We start from the raw sequence: 18442 nt of genomic DNA, 5'->3' as shown, positions 1-18442 counted from the left end.
GGAGCGCGTCCATGAGCAGTCTGCGCGATGCGATGAGCCACGCAGCGCTGGGCTGGGTCAAGCCCGAGCTGGACGAGACCCTGCGCCAGGTGCGCAACGAGGTCGAGTACTACGCGGAAGATCCCGCCGATGCCAGCCGCATGCGCATCTGCGCCGGCTACCTGCACCAGGTGCAGGGCACCTTGCGCATGGTCGAGCTGTATGCCCCGGCGATGGTGGCCGAAGAGCTGGAGCAGCTGGCCAATGCCATCGGTGCCGGCCGCGTGGCCGACCGCGACGAAGCCTGTGCGACCCTGATGCGCGGCAGCGTGCTGCTGCCCGATTACCTGGAACGCCTGCAGAACGGTCATCGCGATATTCCGATCGTGCTGATGCCGCTGCTCAACGAGATCCGTGCCGCGCGTGGCGAAGAAGGCGTGCATGACAGTGTGCTGCTGGCATTCGCACCGGACAGCGTCACCGCCACCGAGGCCGAGCTGGACCATGCCCGTGGCAGCCTGAGCGGGCGCAACCGCGAGCTGCTCGACACCGTGGGCAGTGCGGTGAAGGAAGAACTGCTGCGCATCAAGGATGCGTTGGACCTGCACCTGCGTACCGGCGGCGCGCCGGAGCAGCTGCAGACCCAGGCCAACGAGCTCGGTGCGGTGGCCGATACGCTGGGCATGATGGGCCTGGGCGTTGCCCGCGGCGTGGTCGTGCAGCAGCGTGACGCACTGCGTGGCGTGGTCGAAGGGCGCCAGCAGATCGACGAGAACCTGCTGCTGGATATCGCCGGTGCACTGCTCTACGTGGATGCCTCGCTGGATGACCAGGTCGCCCATCTGGGCGCCGGCGGCAGCGGCGAGGACGATCCGAGCGCGGTGGAGAACCGGCGCACGGTAGAAGTGCTGGCCCATGAGGCCATCGCCAACTTCGCCGCCGCACGCGAGCACTTCGTCGCTTTCATTGAAACCAGCTGGAACCATGCCGAGCTGCAGGATGTGCCGCGCCTGCTGGGTGATGTCTCCGGCGCGCTGCGCATGCTCGACCTGGGCACCGCCGCCGACTACCTGCGCGGCGTGCAGCAGTACATCGAGGCCGAACTGGTCGGGCGCCAGCGTGTGCCCAGTGGCCGCCAGCTGGACACCCTGGCCGATGCCATGGCCAGCCTCGAGTATTACCTGGAGGCCCTGCGCGACCGTCGCCCGGGCCGCGAGGACATTCTCGACATCACCCGCAGCAGCCTGGAAGCGCTGCGCTATTGGCCACTGCCCGACCGCAATGCGGTAGCCCCTGTTGCAGCCGAGCCGGTCGTGTTCGCATCGCTGCTGGTCGAGCGCGAACCGGTTGCGCTCACGTCCGAGCCATTGCAGCCGGAGCGCATCGAGATTCCGGTGCAGCCCGCCGCGCCTGCGGCGGGCAACGTGCCAGTGCCGCTGCCTGACTTCACTTTTGATCCGCTGCCGATCACGCCGGCGCCGGTGGTGGCCGACAACAGCCTGATGTTCGGTGCCCTGGGCACCGCCGTGGCCGGTGCCCCTTCCGTGCCGCTGGCACTGCATGACGATGCGGATGCACCATTGGTTTTCGCGGCCTCCAGTGCGCCTGCGCCCGACGTCCCGCAATGGGACCTCGCGCCGTTCGAGGTGGATGCCGAACCGGCCGCGAGCGCCGCAGACGAGCGCAGTCCAACCTTCGCCAGCTTCGATCCGGTTGGCTTTGAACAGGCCGATGCCGGGCAGTTCGCTGCCTCGCAGTGGACGTTGCCCGCGGCGCCGTCACAGAACCTGGCAGATGCCACGACCCTGGCTGCTGAGGACGCCGACAGTGTCGCGGTATCGATCGAAACCGGTTTCGATGCCGCGCCGGTGTTCGACCCGGTTGCAGCCGAGCACGAGGCTGGCGCCGTGCCGGACGACGATGTGGTGTTCCGCTTCGATGCCGACGTGCTGGACAACGCCGACGATGTGCTGTCGCTGCACGCGATGGAGACACTGTCGCTGGACGACGATGCCGGACTGCTGCCGTCGCTGGAGATAGCCGACGCCGCCGCGCCGATGCCGGCTGACGACGCCGTGGACGCCGAAGGCGATGCCGTTGCGGATGATGTACCGCCGCTGCGTGCCGACGACGTGGTCGCTGCGATGGAGCCACCCGCCCCGGCGGTGTCGATGATCGACATCGATACCATCGCGCCGATCGATTTCAGCGAGGCCGATGCGCAGTTCTTCGCCGAATTGAGCGCCGCCGCCGCCGATTTCAATCCGCAGGCGGCAGCCGCTGCTCCGGCCACTGAGCAGGCCACGGTCGCGGCCGACGCCGACGCCGACGCTGGCTTCGAGGCCGGCTTCGATGATGACGCGGAGAACATCGACGAGGACATCCGCGAGGTGTTCCTGGAAGAGTTCGACGACGAACTGGCCAATCTTGGTACGTTGCTGCCGGCATGGCGCATGCAGCTGGACAACATGGACCGGCTGCGGCCGATCCGCCGCATCTTCCACACCCTCAAGGGCAGCGGCCGCCTGGTCGGTGCACGCACGCTGGGTGAGTTCGCGTGGAAGATCGAGGGCATGCTCAACCGCGTGCTCGATGGCAGCCGTGTGGCCTCGCCGGCGGTGCTGGCGATGGTCGACAACGCCCACGCTGCGCTGCCGCAGTTGAACGCCGCGCTGCGTAGTGGCCAGCGCATCAGCGTCGACCTGCAGGCGATGCAGGCCATCGCCGACCGGGTGGGTGCTGGCGAGGAAACCTTCTACGTGCCGTTGCCGGTCGCCGCCGCACCGGCAGCACCGACGGCTGCGGCCGAAGACGAAGACGAAATCAACCGCATCCTCGAGGCCGAAGCGGTTGCATCGGTGCAGGCGGACCCTGAAGCGGCGCTCGAAGCGACCGGTACGCCGGCCAACATCGACAGCGTGCTGCGCGAGATCCTCGAAGCTGAAGTGGACGTCCACCAGGCGACCCTGCAGGACTGGCTGCGCTCTGCGCAGCAGGCACCGCAGCCGGTCAGTGATGCACTGCTGCGCGCGGTGCATACCATGAACGGCGCCTTCGCGATGACCGAAGTACCGGAGATCACCGCCGTTACCGGGGGGGCCGAGTCCTACATCAAGCGTGCATTGGCGGCTGACGTGGTGCCGGGTGAAGAAGGCCTGGCCGCACTGGATGCGACCGCGCAGGCGATCACTGCGACGATGGAAGCGTTGCAGGCTGAACAGCCACGCATCGTGCGGCAGGACGCGCTGGTGCAGCGTTTGCAGGCCCTCGCCGGCGAGCTGCCGGAAGCACGCTGGCCGATGTCCGGTCTCGAAGACGACGACGACGACGATCTGGCGCTGGATGCCGAACGGGAGTCCGGTGTCGAGGCAGCGCAGGTGGTGCTGGATGCGGAAGAGGGTGCCGCAGTGCCGGCCGCTTTCGAAGCAGAGGCCAAGCAGGGGCTGGAACCGGTTCCGGCCGATGTTGACGTGGCGGCGGCCCTTGTCGCCCCCGATAGTGGGCTGGACGTAGCCGAGCTGACCGCCAGCGACGATCTTTCGCGCTACTTCGATGCGGGATGGCCGTCGGTGCCCGGCGAAGGCGAGCCCGCAGGCGTTGCCTCGGAAGCAGTTGAATCGGTCCAGGTGGACGCGATCACGCCCATCGCCGTTGTGGATGAACCCGAAGCGGAACCGGCATTGTCGCTGGCCGACGGTGCCGATCTGACCGTGGCCGATGATCTGTCGCCTTACCTGGATGCCAGCGCATTGCCGGTGGACGACCGCGATGCTGATGAGCCGTCCGTGTTTGACGAAGCTGACGCATTCGACCTGAATGCGACGTCGTCCGATGACGCCGACATCGTTGAAGACGGCTTCCTCGACATGCCTGCTGCACTGCCACTCGACAGCGAGCTGTCGAGCCTGCAGGATGAAATGGCTGCGCCGGGTTTTGCAGAACCGGTCACGCTGGCAGCCGCGCTCGAGGCCGGCCTGCACGTGATCGACGAAGAGCAGATCTTGGCCGACGATGGGCAATGGCCCGTGCTCGGCCTGCAGGCCAGCGAACTCGCGCCGGGCGAGGCGGAAGCCTTTGCCGAGGATGCGGACGTCGGCGGGGAGGCGGCGGTCGGTGAAGGAGAGAGCGCCGATCAGCCGTCCCCGGCGACGGTGATTGAGGAGGTCCCCGCAGACGTCCCCCAGGACACCCCCGAGCCGGTGCGCTTCTTCGAACTGGAAGAGGCGCCGGGCCAGGGCGTGGTCGATGTCGCCAAGCCAGCAGACGGTTCCCCGGCCATCGACGCGATGCAGGCCTCTGGCACCCCGGAAGAAGCCGAGGACAGTGCCGATACGCTCGACTTCAGCGTGTACGACCGTGAGCTGGTCGACATCTTCGTCGAGGAAGGCAAGGACCTGCTCGACCACTGTGATGGCCTGATCAGTGAACTGCGCGAGGCACCGCAGGACCGCGAGGCGCTGTCCGGCCTGCAGCGCGACCTGCACACCCTGAAGGGTGGTGCACGCATGGCCGGCATCAATGCCATCGGCGACCTTGGCCACAGCATCGAATCGCTGCTGGAAGCCGTTGCCGCCGGCCGCACCGAGATCGAGCGCCGCGACGTGCAGCTGCTGGAGCGTGGCTTCGACCGCCTGCACCAGCTTCTTACCCGCACCGGTGCCCACCGCGTGGTGGAACCGGCACAGGATCTGGTGGAGGCCTTCGAGGTCCGCACCACCGCCGATATCGCCGCCGCAGCTGCCGCCTCCGCTGCAGCCAATGCCGCCAGCATGCTCGACGCCACCTCGGCACCGGTCATCGGCCCGGTGGTCGCGCTGGCCGATGCGCCGCTGTCGGCGCCGTTGCCGGCCGAGGGCGCGGTCGATGAAGACCCGTTGGCGCGTCCGCAGCAGGAGCAGGTGCGTGTACGCGCCGACCTGCTCGACCGCCTGGTCAACCATGCTGGTGAAGTGGCGATCTACCGCTCGCGCCTGGAACAGCAGCTGGGTGCCTTCCGTGGCGCCATGGGCGAGCTGGAACGTACCAATGCGCGTCTGCGCGATCAGCTGCGCCGCCTCGATCTGGAAACCGAAGCGCAGATCGTCGCCCGCTACCAGCGTGAGCAGGACCAGGCCGATCAGAAATTCGATCCGCTGGAGCTGGATCGTTTCTCCACCCTGCAGCAGCTCAGCCGCGCGCTGAACGAATCGGCGGCCGACCTTGGCGGCCTGCAGGGCGTGCTCGACGATCTGTCGCGCCAGTACGATTCGCTGCTGCAGCAGCAGTCGCGCGTCAGTTCGGAACTGCAGGACGGCCTGATGCGCGCGCGCATGGTGCCGTTCGATGGCCTGGTGCCGCGCCTGCGCCGCGTGGTGCGCCAGGCCGGCATGGATACCGGCAAGCAGGTCCACCTGACCCTGGAAGGCACCCACGGCGAACTCGACCGCAACGTGCTCGATCGCATGGTCGCACCGCTGGAACACATGCTGCGCAACTCCGTGGCCCATGGCCTGGAAGCGCCGGAACAGCGCCGTGCCGCCGGCAAGCCGGAGGAGGGCGAGATCGCCATCCGCCTGCATCGCGAAGGCTCGGAAATCGTGCTGGACGTGGCCGACGACGGGGCTGGCCTGGACCGCGAAGCGATCCGCCGCCGCGCCCTCGACCGTGGCCTGCTGGCTGCCGATGCGCAGCCGAGCGAGCAGGAACTGGACAACCTGATCTTCGCATCCGGCTTCACCACCGCCGACCAGGTCAGCCAGCTGGCCGGCCGCGGCGTGGGCATGGATGTGGTGCGCAACGAAGTGCGCCAGCTCGGTGGCTCGGTCGACATCCAGTCGGTGCGGGGCCAGGGCGTGCGCTTCACCCTGCGCCTGCCGCAGACGCTGGCGGTCACCCAGGCAGTGTTCGTGCAGATCGGCGAAACCACCTTCGCAGTGCCCGTCGCTTCGGTCAGCGGTATCGGCCGCCTGTCGCGCGAGCGTTTCGAAGCGGCCGACAGCAGCTATCGCTACAGCGGCGAAGACTATCCGCTGTACGACCTCGGCAGCCTGGTCGGCCAGGCCCCGGCCCGTGCCGATGGCCAGGACCAGGTGCCGCTGCTGCTGGTCCGCGCCGGCGACCTGCGTGCCGCCGTGGCGATCGACCAGGTACTGGGCAACCGCGAAATCGTGGTCAAGCCGGTCGGCCTGCAGATCGCTTCGGTGCCGGGTATCTACGGTGCCACCATCACCGGCGATGGCCGTGTGGTGGTGATCCTGGACGTGGCGCCGCTGGTTCGCCGCTTCCTTGCCAACCCGACGCTGCCGGTACTGGCCAACGCGCCGCGGCAGGAGCGCCAGGTGCCGCTGGTGATGGTGGTGGACGATTCGCTGACCATGCGCAAGGTCACCGGCCGCATCCTTGAACGCCACAATTTCGAGGTCAGTGTCGCCCGCGACGGCGTGGAAGCACTGGAGCGCCTGGAAGAACGCGTGCCCGACCTGATGCTGCTGGATATCGAGATGCCGCGCATGGATGGCTACGAGCTGGCCACCGCAATGCGCGCCGACCCGCGCTACAAGGACGTGCCGATCGTGATGATCACCTCGCGCAGTGGTGACAAGCACCGCCAGCGCGCCTTCGAGATCGGTGTCCAGCGCTACCTGGGCAAGCCGTACCAGGAACTGGACCTGATGCGTAACGTGTACGACCTGCTGGGGATCGCCCGTGTCCGTGAGTGAAACCCAAGCGGCCCCGGCCGTTGCCCTGCTGGCCCGCCCCGGCGCGGCGCGCGAGCGCCTGCGCGAGGCGTTGTCGCACGCCGATGTGCAGCTGGTGCTGGAAGACGACCCCAACAGTCTGGAACCGCAGGTCCTGCAGGAGGCGCGCCCCCAGTTCGTGGTGATCGCCCTGGAGGCGGCCATCGAGGACGCGCTGGAGCGGCTGGACGCCGTGCTGTCGGCACCGGGCCTGACCCTGGTCTTCGACGAGGCCGAACTGGCCGCACGCCGCGATGGCTGGGAAGCCCAGCGCTGGGGCCGTCATCTGTCCGCCAAGCTGCACGGCCACCAGCAGGTGCTGCCGCCCGGTGCCGAAGAAGAACCCAGCCTGCAGCTGGAACCGGGCCACCCTGCACCGCCGCCCGCGCCACGCGAAGAAGCATTGCAGCCGCACCTGGAGCAGGCGCTGAGCTGGGCCGACGAGGTTCCGGCCGACAGCCTGTATTCGCCCCCCGCACATCTGCACGAGCCGATCGCACTGGAGCAGGCGCTGGCCGCGCTGCAGCCGGCTGTGCCGGAATCGCTGCAGGCAACGGCGCCACCGTCGCCGCCCGATACCGCCCCCGCAGCAGCGTCGGCACCGCCGATTTCCTTCGACCACACCGCGTGGTCGCTGGTCGACGACGTGGTGGAAGCACCTGCTGCTGCCGGCGTCGCTGCGATCGAAGCGGCGCAGCCTTCCTTCGATACCGATCACCTCAGCCTGGTCGATCTGGATGCCGCAGCGCCGGCGGGTGCGCGTGCAGGATCGCTGCTGGTGCTGGCCGGCATCGGTGGCCCGGATGCGCTGCGCCGCCTGCTTGGTGCGCTGCCGGCGTCGCTGGCCGTGCCGGTGCTGGTGCACATGCGCCTGGATGGCGGCCGTTACGGCAACCTGGTCAAGCAGATGGCACGGGTATCGCCGTTGCCGGTACAGCTGGCCGAAGCCGGCCAGCATGCGGCAGCGGGCGAGGTGCATGTGCTGGCCGATGACATCGGCGTGCAGGTGGCCAGTGATGGCCTGCATTTCATCAGCGACGCACAGGGCATCTCCATTGCCGCGCTACCGGCGGAACACACCGCACTGGTGCTGCTCAGTGGCGCCGATCTGGGCCACGTCGGGCCCGCGCTGGACCTGGCTGCTGCTGGCGCCTGGGTGGCCGGGCAGGTGGGTGAGGGCTGCTATGACCCGGCGGCGGCCACCGCCGTGGTGGCCGCGGGCATGGTCGCTGGCGAGCCGCAGGAACTGGCGCAGGCGATTGCCGCGCGTTGGGGCGTGGATGACGACAACGGAGAGGCACCATGAGTTACGCCAGCAATGACGAGATCCGCGGCGTCCTGATCCAGGCGGGCAACGCACGCGTGCTGCTGCCCAATGCCACCGTGGCTGAAATGATGTCGCGGGTACCGGTGCAGCCGGTCTCGGATGCGCCACGCTGGCTGGTCGGCGAAATCGCCTGGCATGGCTGGCAGGTGCCGCTGGTGTCGTTCGCGCGTCTTTCGGGACTGGGCGAGGAAACCGTGGGCGGCCACAACAAGGTGGTGGTGCTCAAAGCCCTCAGCGGCAACGCGCAGCGCCCGTACTACGCGTTGCTGACGCAGAATTTCCCGCAGCTGATCTCGGTCCCGCGCGACGGCCTGCTGGCAGACGCCTCCGAGGAAACCCTGCCGCAGATCGTGCACATGCGCGTGCTGCTGGGTGAGCAGAGCGCGCTGTTGCCGAACCTGGATGCGCTGGAAGCGGCTCTGGATTCTCTGGCGGCCTGATGGGGAATCCGCCGGGCATGGCCCGGCGCTACCACAGGTGACCCGGATTCCCGGTAGTGCCGGCCGCTGGCCGGCAACCTCATGACCTCGTGGATGCCGGCCAGCGGCCGGCACTACCACTGTGCGAGGTCTACCCCAGATCTCCCAACCGCGCCTGCAGCGCCGCGATCGCGGCCAGGCCAGCGGTTTCCGTGCGCAGGATACGCGGACCAAGCTGCAGTCCCTGGAAGCCTGCAGCCGCCAACTGATCCCGGTCGCGTGGCGACCAGCCACCTTCCGGACCAATCGCAATCACGATGCCCCCGGCGGGCGCGGCGTCCAGCGTCGACAGCCGATGCGTACCCAGTGGGTCAAGGGTCAGCCGCAATGTATCGGCTGGCAGCGTCGCTGTGGCCTGCGCCAGCGACAGCGGCGAACCCACCTGCGGAATGCGCGCACGCCCGGATTGGCCGCAGGCCGAGGTCACCACGTTGTTCCAGTGCGCCACCCGCTTCTCTGCCCGTGCCGCGTCGAGCTTCACCTCGGTGCGTTCGGCGTTGACCGGGATGATCGCCGCCACCCCCAGTTCAGTGGCCTTCTGCAGGATCAGATCCATCTTCTCGCCGCGGGCGATGCCCTGCAGCAGGGTGATCGTCAGCGGCGACTCGTTCTCGATGGCCAGCACCGCGTCGATGCGCACCTGCACCTCGCGCTTGCCGGCCACGGTCAGCGTCGCGCTGTAGTCGTGGCCGTCGCCGTTGAACAGTACGCAGCTGTCGCCTTCGCGCAGGCGCATCACCCGTACCAGGTGGTTGGCCGTCTCTTCCGGCAGGGTCACGGTCTGGCCGCTGTGCAGCGCCAGGTCGATGGGGCAGCGGGTCACGCGCATGCAATCGCCTCGTCGATGGCTGCCAGCGTGGTATGTGCCAGCAGCTCCAGTTGTTCGTCGTCCACGCAGTAGGGTGGCATCCAATAGAGCACGTCGCCCAGTGGGCGCAGCACCACGCCGCGCTTGAGCGCAGCCTTGTAGGCGTGCAGGCCCAGCCGCAGCGAAGGGTCGAACGGCGTGTGCCTGTTGCCGCCGCGCGACAGCTCGAACGCCACCACCATGCCGGCCTGGCGCACATCGGCCACGTGCGGATGATCGCTGAAGGGCGCGGCCAGCGTACCCATCACCGAGGCAATGCCGCGGTTGCGGGCGATCACGTCGTCGTCGCGGAAGATGTCCAGCGTCGCCAGCGCCGCCGCACAGGCCAGCGGGTTGCCGGTGTAACTGTGGGAATGCAGGAACGCCCGCTCACGCGAGTCGTCGAGGAAGGCCTCGTACAGCGCCTGCGTGGCGAGCACGGCGGCCAGCGGCAGGAAGCCGCCGGTCAATCCCTTGGACAGGCACATCAGGTCCGGCATCACCCCAGCCTGCTCGCAGGCGAACATCGTGCCGGTGCGGCCAAAGCCCGCTGCGATCTCGTCGGCGATCATGAACGCACCGTGCGCATCGCACAGTTCGCGCACGCGCTGCAGGTACACCGGGTCGTGCATGCGCATGCCACCGGCACATTGCAGGCGCGGCTCCAGGATCACCGCGCAGATCTCGCCCGGGTGCTGGTCGAACAGCGTGGCCAGCCCATCGGCCGCCTGCCGCGCGCGGTCGGCCGCGCTCTGTCCCGGCTCGGCCAGATAGGCATCGGGCGAGGGCGCGAACAGGCCTTCGGCCAGCAGCGGCGCATAGACACGGCGGTACAGCGGGATGTCGCCCAACGCCAGCGCGCCCAGGGTCTCGCCGTGGTAGCCGTTCTCCAGCGCGATGAAGCGCGTGCGGCGCGGCTCTCCACGATTCTGGAAATACTGGAACGCCATCTTCAGCGCCACTTCCACGCCGGCTGATCCGTTGTCGGCGTAGAACACCTTGGCCAACGGCTCGCGGCCGGGTTGGCGCGGTGCCAGCGCCAGCAGCCGTTCAGCCAGGGTGATCGCCGGCTCGTGGCCGAAGCCCGCCAGCATCACCTGTTCCAGCTGCCCGGCCTGGGCGGCAATGGCACCGCCGATGCGCGGCTCGGCATGGCCGAACAGGTTGGTCCACCAGCTGCTGACCGCATCCAGGTAGCGGTTGCCGTCGTGGTCGAACAGCCAGGCACCCTGGCCGCGCGCGATCGGTACCAATGGCAGGGTGTGCGGATGCTCGCGCATCTGCGTGCAGGGGTGCCACAGCACCTTCAGGTCGCGTTGCCGCCAGTGCTCGACCAGCGGGGAGGGGGTTGGGTCTGCTAGCATTTCGGGCTCATGAACATGTTGCTGCCTGCACATTCTATCGGCCCCGGCGCAGGCGCCGGCTGCCGCGGAGATTCCGCATGAACGATGACCGAGCCGGCCGTCGCTTGCCGATCATCCATCGGATCACCGATGAAGAGAACGGTCCCTTCCAGCGCCAGCACCTGGACCTGGAGTTCTCCAATGGTGAACGCCGCCGCTTCGAACGCCTGGTCAGCCGCGGCCACGGTGCGGTGGTGGTGGTGCCGATGCTCGATGACGACACCGTGCTGCTGGTACGTGAATACGCTGCCGGCATGCATCGCTACGAGCTGGGCCTGGTCAAGGGCCGGATCGACGCTGGCGAAACGCCCGAGCAGGCGGCCGACCGCGAGCTGAAGGAAGAGGCCGGCTATGGCGCACGCCGGGTCGATGTGTTGCGCGCGATGACTCTGGCCCCGACCTACATGAGCCATCAGTCGTGGCTGGTGGTGGCGCGCGACCTGTACCCGGAAAAGCTGGCCGGCGATGAGCCGGAAGAACTGGAAGTGGTGCCGTGGAAGCTGGCCGACCTGGATCAGCTGATGCTGCGCGAGGACTTCTCCGAGGGACGCTCGCTGGCGGCGCTGTTCATCGCCCGGCAGTGGCTGCAGGGAACGCGATGATCAAACTGACCACGGACCTGCGCGAGACCGCCATCGCCATCGCCCAGGAAGCCGGACAGGCCATCATGCAGGTGTATGCCGATGGCTTCGACGTGCAGATCAAGGACGACAACAGTCCGGTCACCGCCGCCGACCTGGCGGCAAACCAGGTCATCGAGCAGGGCCTGCAGCAGCTGACCCCGGATCTGCCGATCCTGTCCGAGGAGTCGGCCCAGGTCACGTGGGAGCAGCGCCGCCATTGGGGCGCCTATTGGCTGGTCGACCCGCTCGACGGTACCCGCGAGTTCATCAAGCGCAACGGCGAGTTCAGCGTCAACATCGCATTGATCTACCAGGGCGCGCCGGCATTCGGCGTGGTGCTGGCCCCGGTCACCGGTATTGTCTGGCATGCCATGCGGGGTGAGCTGGCGTACCGCCGCCAGGGCCTGCATGACACCGTGCTGCGTACCCGCGCGCCGGCCACCGCACCGCTGCGGGTCGCCGCCAGCCGCTCGCACCGCTCGCCGGAAACCGAAGCACTGCTGGCGCGCATGGGCCGCATCGAAACCATCGCGCAGGGATCGTCATTGAAGTTCTGCCGGATCGCCGAAGGCGGCCTGGATGTCTACCCGAGGCTGGGCCCGACCTCCGAATGGGACACCGCCGCCGGCCAGTGCGTGCTGCATGCCGCCGGTGGTGCAGTGCTGTCGGCGGCGACCGGCAAACCGTTCCGCTACAACCGCCGCGAGACCCTGTTGAACGGCGATTTCATTGCCCTTGGTGATACCAGCCTGCCGTGGCGCGACTGGTTGTCCGACTGACCCTGGAGGCCGCATGAGCGCGCACGACACCCCCATCGCCGGCAGTGATGCCAGCCATGAACTGGAACGCCTGCTGGCGATCATGGCGCGCCTGCGCGACCCGCAGGGCGGCTGCCCGTGGGATCTGGAGCAGGACTTCTCGACCATCGCCCCGTACACCATCGAGGAAGCCTACGAGGTTGCCGATGCGATCGATCGGGGTGATCTTGACGATCTCTGCGACGAACTCGGCGACCTGCTGCTGCAGGTGGTGTTCCATGCGCGCATGGCCGAGGAGCAGGGGGCCTTCGCCTTCGCCGAGGTCGCGCGCGCGATCAGCGACAAGATGCAGCGCCGCCACCCGCACGTGTTCGCCGACGTCAGCGTCGACGATGCCGACGGCGTGATGCGCAACTGGGACGCGATCAAGCGTGCCGAGCGTGCCGCCAAGGGCGAGCAGGATACCTCCGCGTTGGCCGGCATCTCGCGAGGCCTGCCGGAGTGGCAGCGGGCAGTGAAGCTGCAGTCGCGTGCGGCCAAGGTCGGCTTCGACTGGCCGGGTCCGCTGCCGGTGCTGGACAAGGCGGCCGAGGAGCTGCAGGAGCTGCGCGAGGAATTCGAGCGCGGCGATATCGCCGGTAACAAGGCGCGCCTGCAGGAAGAACTGGGCGACCTGCTGTTCGTCTGCGCCAACCTGGCCCGCCATGCCGACATCGACCTGGGCGCTGCGCTGCGCGGGGCGAACCACAAGTTCGAACGCCGCTTCCGCGCGATGGAGGCTCAGGCCGAAGTGCAGGGTGACGCGCTGTCCGCGCTGGACCTGGATGCGCAGGAAGCACTGTGGCAGCACGCCAAGGCGGCGGAGAAGGCGTGAAGACACTCGGCCTGTTCCTGCTGACAGCGCTGGCCGAGATCATCGGCTGCTACCTGCCGTGGTTGTGGCTGCGCAAGGGTGGCAGCGTCTGGCTGCTGCTGCCGGCGGCGGCCAGCCTGGCCCTGTTCGCGTGGTTGCTGACCCTGCACCCGACCGCCAGCGGCCGGGTCTATGCGGCCTATGGTGGTGTCTACATCGGTACCGCGCTGTTCTGGCTGTGGCTGGTCGATGGCATCCGCCCCAGCCGCTGGGACCTGCTCGGCGCCGCACTGTGCCTGGCCGGCATGGCCGTGATCATGTTCGGTCCGCGCCAGCCGGTGTGATGGCCCAAGGCTTCGCCGGGTAGAGTCGAGCTTGCTCGGCTGCTCCCGATCTTCAGTAGAGCCGAGCCATGCTCGGCTGCCGTTCGCGTAAAGCAGTCGAGCATGCCTGGACCCTACAAAGGCAACGGCGCCGGATCACGCAGCGCCGCGTCGAAATCGACCCCGCCATCGAAGCCGCTTTCCTTGCCGCGAAGGCGCATGATGGCAGGGACCACGGCCCCCAGAGCCTGCGTATGTCCCGCTTCGCCAGCTTCCACGAGTTCTATCCGTTCTATCTCAGCGAGCACCGGCACCGGGTGTCGCGTCGCCTGCATTTCATCGGCAGCTGCGGCGTGCTGTTGCTTGTGGCGGCCGCGCTGCTGCGTGGCCAACCGATGCTGCTGCTGGCCGCGCTGGTCTGTGGCTATGGATTCGCCTGGGTCGGCCATTTGTTCTTCGAGAAGAACCGCCCGGCCACCTTCCTGCATCCGCTGTACTCGTTCATGGGCGACTGGGTGATGTTCGTCGACATCCTGCGCGGGCGGCTGCCCTGGTAGCTCCGCTGTGCAGGCGGCCTTCACGCGTTATGCTGGCCCCTGGACGCCCTGGATAAGGAAAGCGCGATGTTCCCGACCATGTTCTTTACCGTGGTACTGGCCTTCGTGGCCGTGGTGATCCTGTTCAAGGCAGTGCGGATGGTGCCGCAGGGGTATGAATGGACCGTCGAGCGCTTCGGGCGCTACACGCACACCATGACGCCCGGCCTGCACTTCCTGATCCCGATCGTCTATGGGGTGGGCCGCAAGGTGAACATGATGGAGCAGGTGCTGGATGTACCCAGCCAGGAGGTGATCACCAAGGACAACGCCGCCGTACGCGTGGATGGCGTGGTGTTCTTCCAGGTGCTGGATGCGGCCAAGGCCGCCTATGAAGTGGCCAACCTGGAAGTAGCGATGATCGCCCTGGTGCAGACCAACATCCGGACCGTGATCGGTTCGATGGACCTGGATGAATCGCTGAGCCAGCGCGAGGTGATCAATGCCCAGCTGCTGAGCGTGGTCGACCATGCCACCAACCCCTGGGGCGTGAAGGTCAACCGCATCGAGATCCGCGACATCCAGCCGCCACGTGATCTGCTGGATGCGATGGCGCGACAGATGAAGGCCGAGCGCGAGAAGCGTGCGCAGATCCTTGAGGCGGAGGGTTCGAGGCAGTCGGAGATCCTGCGCGCCGAAGGCGAAAAGCAGGCCACGGTACTGGAGGCCGAAGGCCGCCGTGAAGCCGCGTTCCGTGATGCCGAGGCCCGCGAGCGCCTGGCCGAAGCCGAAGCGATGGCGACCAGGGTGGTGTCGGTGGCGATCGCCGAGGGTGACGTGCAGGCGATCAACTACTTCGTTGCCCAGAAGTACGTGGAAGCATTCAAGGAACTGGCCAGTTCACCGAACCAGAAGCTGGTGCTGATGCCGATGGAGGCCAGCGGGGTGATCGGTTCGATTGCCGGTGTCGCTGAGTTGGCCAAGCAGGCGCTGGCCGACCAGGACAGCAAGGCCGCCAGCAAGCGGCCACCACCGATTGGAGGCTGACATGCGCTGGGAAGTCATGGGATGGGGCGCATTGGCACTGCTGCTGTTCGCGGCCGAGGCCCTGGCACCGGGTGCGTTCATGCTGTGGATCGGCATCGGCGCGGCGGCGGTGTTCGTGCTGGTGGCGGTGTTCAGCGATGTTCCGCTGCTGTGGCAGGTGGTTGCCTTCGTGCTGTTGAGCTTTGTCTCGATCCAATGCTACCGGCGCTGGGGGCGGTCCCGCGCCCGCCCCAGTGATGCCCCGCTGCTCAACCGCCGCACGGAACAACTGATCGGCCGGGTCGTGGCACTGCAGCAGGGCATTGTGGATGGCCATGGACGGGTCAGCATCGACGACGCGTCCTGGCAGGTGAGTGGTCCGGAGCTTCCTGCAGGCGCGTGGGTGAGGGTGCTCAGCGTGCAGGGCACGGTGCTGGTGGTCGAAGCCGTCGCCTAGTTCTCTGGGCGTGCGGTTGCCGGGTCAGGATCCGGCAATCGTCATGGCCGGCGACGCAGTGGACGCGCGTGTCATTGCCGCTGCGCTGCGGCACGCCTGCGGGCGACCGATCTGGGATAATGGGGATTCTTGTTTCCTCTGCTGCCGGACCCGGTCATGACCCAGAAGACGCTGCTCAACGATACCCACCGCGCCCTTGGCGCCAAGATGGTCGATTTCGGGGGTTGGGACATGCCCATCCACTACGGCTCGCAGCTGGACGAACACCACCTGGTGCGTCGCGAGTCCGGTGTGTTCGACGTCAGCCACATGACCGTAGTCGACCTGCGCGGTGACCAGGTCAAGCCGTTCCTGCGCCGCCTGCTGGCCAATTCGGTGGACAAGCTCAAGGTCACCGGCAAAGCACTGTACTCGTGCATGCTCAATCCGCAGGGCGGCGTCATCGACGATCTGATCGTCTACTACCTTGGCGACGACTTCTTCCGCATGGTGGTCAACGCGTCCACCCGCGAAAAGGATCTGGCCTGGCTGCGTGAGCAGGCGGCGCCGTTCAATGTGTCCGTCGAGCAGCGGCCGGACCTGGCGATCCTGGCCGTACAGGGTCCGCAGGCGCGCGACATCGTCATCGGCCTGGCCCGTGACGCCGACCGTGCAGCGCTGGCCAAGCTCGGCCGCTTCGCCGCCCTGCAGGCGCAGTCCGACGACGGCGTCGAGCTGTTCGTCGCACGCACCGGCTACACCGGTGAAGATGGTTTCGAGATCCTGCTGCCGCAGGATGCGGTGGTCGCGTTCTGGAACCGCCTGCTGGCCGCAGGCGTGAAGCCGGCCGGACTCGGTGCGCGCGACACCCTGCGCCTGGAAGCCGGCATGAACCTGTATGGCCAGGACATGGACGAAGCGATCAGTCCCTATGAAGCGGCGCTGGCCTGGACCGTATCGCTGGATGAAGGTCGCGACTTCATCGGCCGCGACGTGCTGGAAGCGCAGAAGGCCGCAGGCAACGCACGCCAGATGATCGGCCTGGTGATGGACGAGAAGGGCGTGCTGCGTCATGGCCAGGCGGTGACCACCGCCGGTGGCCAGGGAGAAATCCTGTCCGGCACCTTCTCGCCGACCCTGGCCAAGGGCATTGCCTTTGCCCGCGTCCCGGCCGGTGAACTGGGCCAGGTCACCGTCGACATCCGTGGCCGGCAGGTGCCGGTGCGCGTGGTCAAGTTCCCGTTCGTGCGCGAAGGCCAGGCCCAGCCCGGCGTGCTTGGCGACGCCTGATCCAAACATGCCGGTCGTCACTGACAGCAGTGGCGGTCGGTTGGTTACACTAGCCCCGTTTTTTCCACCCCTGCATATCTCTGGAGCAGTCCCATGAGCGAGATCCCCGGCGACCTCAAGTTCCTCAAGTCCCATGAGTGGGCCCGTGTCGAAGGCAATGGCCGCGTTACCGTCGGTATTTCCGACCACGCCCAGGGCCTGCTGGGTGACCTGGTCTACGTCGAGCTGCCCGAAGTCGGCGCGACCGCCAAGGCCAACGAGCAGATCGCGGTCGTCGAGTCGGTGAAGGCCGCCTCCGACGTCTACAGCCCGGTCAGCGGCACCATCGTCGAAGTCAACTCGGCGCTGTCGGACAAGCCGGAAACCATCAACGAAGATGCCTACGGCGACGGCTGGATGTATGTGGTCGAACTGTCCAACGCCGAAGAGCTCAACGAGCTGCTGGATCCGGACGCGTACGCCGAAGCACTGGAAGACGAAGACCACTGAGTCATCGTTTCCGGGTTCGAACACGGCCACCTTCGGGTGGCCGTTTTTGTTTTGGCGGCCGCACCGGACTCATGACGACGGGTTCGCTGCGTACCCTCGGCACGGCATCAGCGGGCAGACGAACGGCATGGAAGGGCATGCGCAGTTTTGCGCAAATCCGCGTTTCCACCCTGCGTTGGCGCGCCCGGATGTGAAAACTTTTGATCCCCTGTTGCGGCGCCGTTGTGCTGGCGTTGGCGGCAGTGGCGATGGTCACTGGCGATGCCTGCGTGGTATCGCGACGAACATGCACGCTTTCAAGCAGAGTGCTTATTTCAAGTGTTTTTTGTTCAATGATTGCGTTTCCGCTGTTGCGCGAAACGTGCGCGTGCGGCGCTTCGGCGGTCGTTGCAGGCGTGGTGTGGCGACCGTGCAGGCGCCATCGCGGACGGTGCGGATGTGAAAATTTTTCGCGGGGGTTGTTGACAGTAAAAAAAACCGTGATTAGGTTTCGCCTCAGCAGACCTTGCCTGCCCAACCGAGTGCGCAGAATCAATCGTCCGATGCGAAGCAGCCCCTTCAAGACCACCGCGACCCTGATGACGGTGGACATGGCCCCGCTTCCCCCGGAGAAATGCAAGGTACCTCCTGTTCCGATGCCCGCTCCGCCGATCGAGGCGGGCATTGCCGCATCCGTAACGGCGCGCCTGACGCGCCGGCGGTCCCCGCACGCAGCATCCGCGGGTTTGATCCACCTGGGCGTTTCAACTCCCTATCACTGACGAGGAGCCATCCCATGGCAACCAAGAAAGCTGCGAAGAAGAAGCCCGCCGCCAAGAAAGCGGTGAAGAAGGTCGCTAAGAAGGCCGCTGCCAAGAAGGCAGTGAAGAAGGTCGCGAAGAAGGCGACCGCCAAGAAGGCAGTGAAGAAGGCTGCGAAGAAGGTCGCCAAGAAGACCACTGCGAAGAAGGCAGTGAAGAAGGCGGCGAAGAAGGTAGCCAAGAAGTCCACTGCCAAGAAGGCCGTCAAGAAGACTGCCAAGAAGGCCGTCAAGAAGACCGCGAAGAAGGCCGTCAAGAAGGTAGCCAAGAAGGCCACCAAGAAGACTGCGAAGAAGGCCACTGCCCGCAAGCCGGCCAAGAAGGTCGCCAAGAAGGCAGTAAAGAAGACTGCAAAGAAGGCGGTAAAGAAGACCGCCAAGAAGGCAGTCAAGAAGACCGCGAAGAAGGCCACCAAGAAGGCTGCCCCGAAGAAGGCAGCGAAGAAGGTTGCCAAGCGCAAGCCGGCCGCCCGCAAGAAGAAGGCCGCTCCGGTCGCTCTTCCGGCAACCCCGGCGCCGCTGATCTAAGTACTTCCCGATAGCCGCATCCTGAAACCC

General features: G+C 67.0%; 16 protein-coding genes. 13 read left to right on the top strand and 3 right to left on the bottom strand.

The window, feature by feature from the left end:
* Positions 1-11 precede the first annotated feature (11 nt).
* The 3 genes from ABR323_RS13985 to ABR323_RS13975 are packed head-to-tail and all read left to right on the top strand — an operon-like array spanning position 12 to position 8462.
* Positions 12-6677, top strand: coding sequence for an Hpt domain-containing protein (locus ABR323_RS13985; RefSeq protein WP_439449736.1), 6666 nt, complete (start codon positions 12-14; stop codon positions 6675-6677).
* Positions 6664-8001, top strand: a complete 1338-nt coding sequence (locus ABR323_RS13980) for a chemotaxis protein CheB (RefSeq protein WP_439449735.1) — start codon at positions 6664-6666, stop codon at positions 7999-8001. The genes ABR323_RS13985 and ABR323_RS13980 overlap by 14 nt, the downstream gene beginning before the upstream one ends.
* Positions 7998-8462, top strand: coding sequence for a chemotaxis protein CheW (locus ABR323_RS13975; RefSeq protein WP_439449734.1), 465 nt, complete (start codon positions 7998-8000; stop codon positions 8460-8462). Before ABR323_RS13980 ends, ABR323_RS13975 begins: the two co-directional genes overlap by 4 nt.
* Positions 8463-8592: 130 nt before the next feature.
* On the opposite strand, the gene ABR323_RS13970 is transcribed toward ABR323_RS13975, so the two are convergent.
* Together ABR323_RS13970 and bioA are read right to left on the bottom strand one after the other, a co-directional pair.
* Positions 8593-9330 carry a 16S rRNA (uracil(1498)-N(3))-methyltransferase gene (locus ABR323_RS13970; protein WP_439449733.1) on the bottom strand — a complete coding sequence of 246 codons (738 nt, stop codon included), beginning with the start codon at positions 9328-9330 and terminating at the stop codon, positions 8593-8595.
* Positions 9321-10712, bottom strand: a complete 1392-nt coding sequence (gene bioA / locus ABR323_RS13965; protein WP_439449732.1) for an adenosylmethionine--8-amino-7-oxononanoate transaminase — start codon at positions 10710-10712, stop codon at positions 9321-9323. The genes ABR323_RS13970 and bioA overlap by 10 nt, the downstream gene beginning before the upstream one ends.
* Before the next feature lie 77 nt (positions 10713-10789).
* Between bioA and nudE the strand changes: the two genes are divergently transcribed.
* The 9 genes from nudE to gcvH all read left to right on the top strand — a co-directional run bounded on the left by nudE (position 10790) and on the right by gcvH (position 17085).
* A complete protein-coding gene (gene nudE / locus ABR323_RS13960) occupies positions 10790-11353 on the top strand; it encodes an ADP compounds hydrolase NudE (RefSeq protein ID WP_439449731.1) in 564 nt (187 codons plus the stop codon).
* Entirely contained in the window at positions 11350-12153 is an 804-nt protein-coding gene (cysQ, locus tag ABR323_RS13955; RefSeq protein WP_135274813.1) for a 3'(2'),5'-bisphosphate nucleotidase CysQ, read from the top strand. The genes nudE and cysQ overlap by 4 nt, the downstream gene beginning before the upstream one ends.
* 13 nt (positions 12154-12166) lie before the next feature.
* A complete protein-coding gene (gene mazG, locus ABR323_RS13950) occupies positions 12167-13006 on the top strand; it encodes a nucleoside triphosphate pyrophosphohydrolase (RefSeq protein ID WP_135274812.1) in 840 nt (279 codons plus the stop codon).
* Positions 13003-13329, top strand: coding sequence for a YnfA family protein (locus ABR323_RS13945; protein WP_135274811.1), 327 nt, complete (start codon positions 13003-13005; stop codon positions 13327-13329). Before mazG ends, ABR323_RS13945 begins: the two co-directional genes overlap by 4 nt.
* Before the next feature lie 233 nt (positions 13330-13562).
* Positions 13563-13865 carry an Mpo1-like protein gene (locus tag ABR323_RS13940; RefSeq protein WP_439449730.1) on the top strand — a complete coding sequence of 101 codons (303 nt, stop codon included), beginning with the start codon at positions 13563-13565 and terminating at the stop codon, positions 13863-13865.
* 66 nt (positions 13866-13931) lie between these two features.
* Entirely contained in the window at positions 13932-14891 is a 960-nt protein-coding gene (locus ABR323_RS13935) for an SPFH domain-containing protein (RefSeq protein ID WP_012511869.1), read from the top strand.
* A 1-nt stretch (position 14892) separates the two neighbouring features.
* Positions 14893-15327 carry an NfeD family protein gene (locus tag ABR323_RS13930; RefSeq protein WP_135274808.1) on the top strand — a complete coding sequence of 145 codons (435 nt, stop codon included), beginning with the start codon at positions 14893-14895 and terminating at the stop codon, positions 15325-15327.
* Between the two features lie 156 nt (positions 15328-15483).
* Positions 15484-16596 (top strand): glycine cleavage system aminomethyltransferase GcvT, encoded by a 1113-nt coding sequence (gcvT, locus tag ABR323_RS13925; RefSeq protein WP_135274807.1) that lies wholly within the window; start codon positions 15484-15486, stop codon positions 16594-16596.
* 93 nt (positions 16597-16689) lie between these two features.
* A complete protein-coding gene (gcvH, locus tag ABR323_RS13920; protein ID WP_012511867.1) occupies positions 16690-17085 on the top strand; it encodes a glycine cleavage system protein GcvH in 396 nt (131 codons plus the stop codon).
* A 1-nt stretch (position 17086) separates the two neighbouring features.
* Here gcvH and ABR323_RS13915 read toward each other — a convergent pair whose 3' ends face one another.
* Positions 17087-17677: a hypothetical protein gene (locus tag ABR323_RS13915; RefSeq protein WP_439449729.1), complete on the bottom strand. Its 591-nt coding sequence runs from the start codon at positions 17675-17677 to the stop codon at positions 17087-17089.
* A 183-nt stretch (positions 17678-17860) separates the two neighbouring features.
* On the opposite strand from ABR323_RS13915, the gene ABR323_RS13910 reads away from it, so the two are divergent.
* Positions 17861-18412, top strand: a complete 552-nt coding sequence (locus tag ABR323_RS13910; RefSeq protein WP_135274805.1) for a histone — start codon at positions 17861-17863, stop codon at positions 18410-18412.
* The last annotated feature ends 30 nt before the right edge of the window (positions 18413-18442 follow it).

Origin of the sequence: Stenotrophomonas sp. ATs4, assembly GCF_051861585.1 — a bacterium.
Taxonomy (GTDB): Bacteria; Pseudomonadota; Gammaproteobacteria; order Xanthomonadales; family Xanthomonadaceae; genus Stenotrophomonas; species Stenotrophomonas maltophilia_AS.
Note: the sequence above shows the minus strand (reverse complement) of the source record. Positions and strands in the feature narration are given on the sequence as shown.

Bases quoted from the DNA above. Each gene is read 5' to 3' on its own strand.
- ABR323_RS13915 (WP_439449729.1), bottom strand. From the start codon at position 17,677: ATGTCCACCGTCATCAGGGTCGCGGTGGTCTTGAAGGGGCTGCTTCGC.
- ABR323_RS13935 (WP_012511869.1), top strand. From the start codon at position 13,932: ATGTTCCCGACCATGTTCTTTACCGTGGTACTGGCCTTCGTGGCCGTG.
- nudE (WP_439449731.1), top strand. From the start codon at position 10,790: ATGAACGATGACCGAGCCGGCCGTCGCTTGCCGATCATCCATCGGATC.
- ABR323_RS13970 (WP_439449733.1), bottom strand. From the start codon at position 9,330: ATGCGCGTGACCCGCTGCCCCATCGACCTGGCGCTGCACAGCGGCCAG.
- mazG (WP_135274812.1), top strand. From the start codon at position 12,167: ATGAGCGCGCACGACACCCCCATCGCCGGCAGTGATGCCAGCCATGAA.
- ABR323_RS13975 (WP_439449734.1), top strand. From the start codon at position 7,998: ATGAGTTACGCCAGCAATGACGAGATCCGCGGCGTCCTGATCCAGGCG.
- ABR323_RS13940 (WP_439449730.1), top strand. From the start codon at position 13,563: ATGTCCCGCTTCGCCAGCTTCCACGAGTTCTATCCGTTCTATCTCAGC.
- bioA (WP_439449732.1), bottom strand. From the start codon at position 10,712: ATGCTAGCAGACCCAACCCCCTCCCCGCTGGTCGAGCACTGGCGGCAA.
- ABR323_RS13930 (WP_135274808.1), top strand. From the start codon at position 14,893: ATGCGCTGGGAAGTCATGGGATGGGGCGCATTGGCACTGCTGCTGTTC.
- ABR323_RS13910 (WP_135274805.1), top strand. From the start codon at position 17,861: ATGGCAACCAAGAAAGCTGCGAAGAAGAAGCCCGCCGCCAAGAAAGCG.
- cysQ (WP_135274813.1), top strand. From the start codon at position 11,350: ATGATCAAACTGACCACGGACCTGCGCGAGACCGCCATCGCCATCGCC.
- gcvH (WP_012511867.1), top strand. From the start codon at position 16,690: ATGAGCGAGATCCCCGGCGACCTCAAGTTCCTCAAGTCCCATGAGTGG.
- ABR323_RS13985 (WP_439449736.1), top strand. From the start codon at position 12: ATGAGCAGTCTGCGCGATGCGATGAGCCACGCAGCGCTGGGCTGGGTC.
- gcvT (WP_135274807.1), top strand. From the start codon at position 15,484: ATGACCCAGAAGACGCTGCTCAACGATACCCACCGCGCCCTTGGCGCC.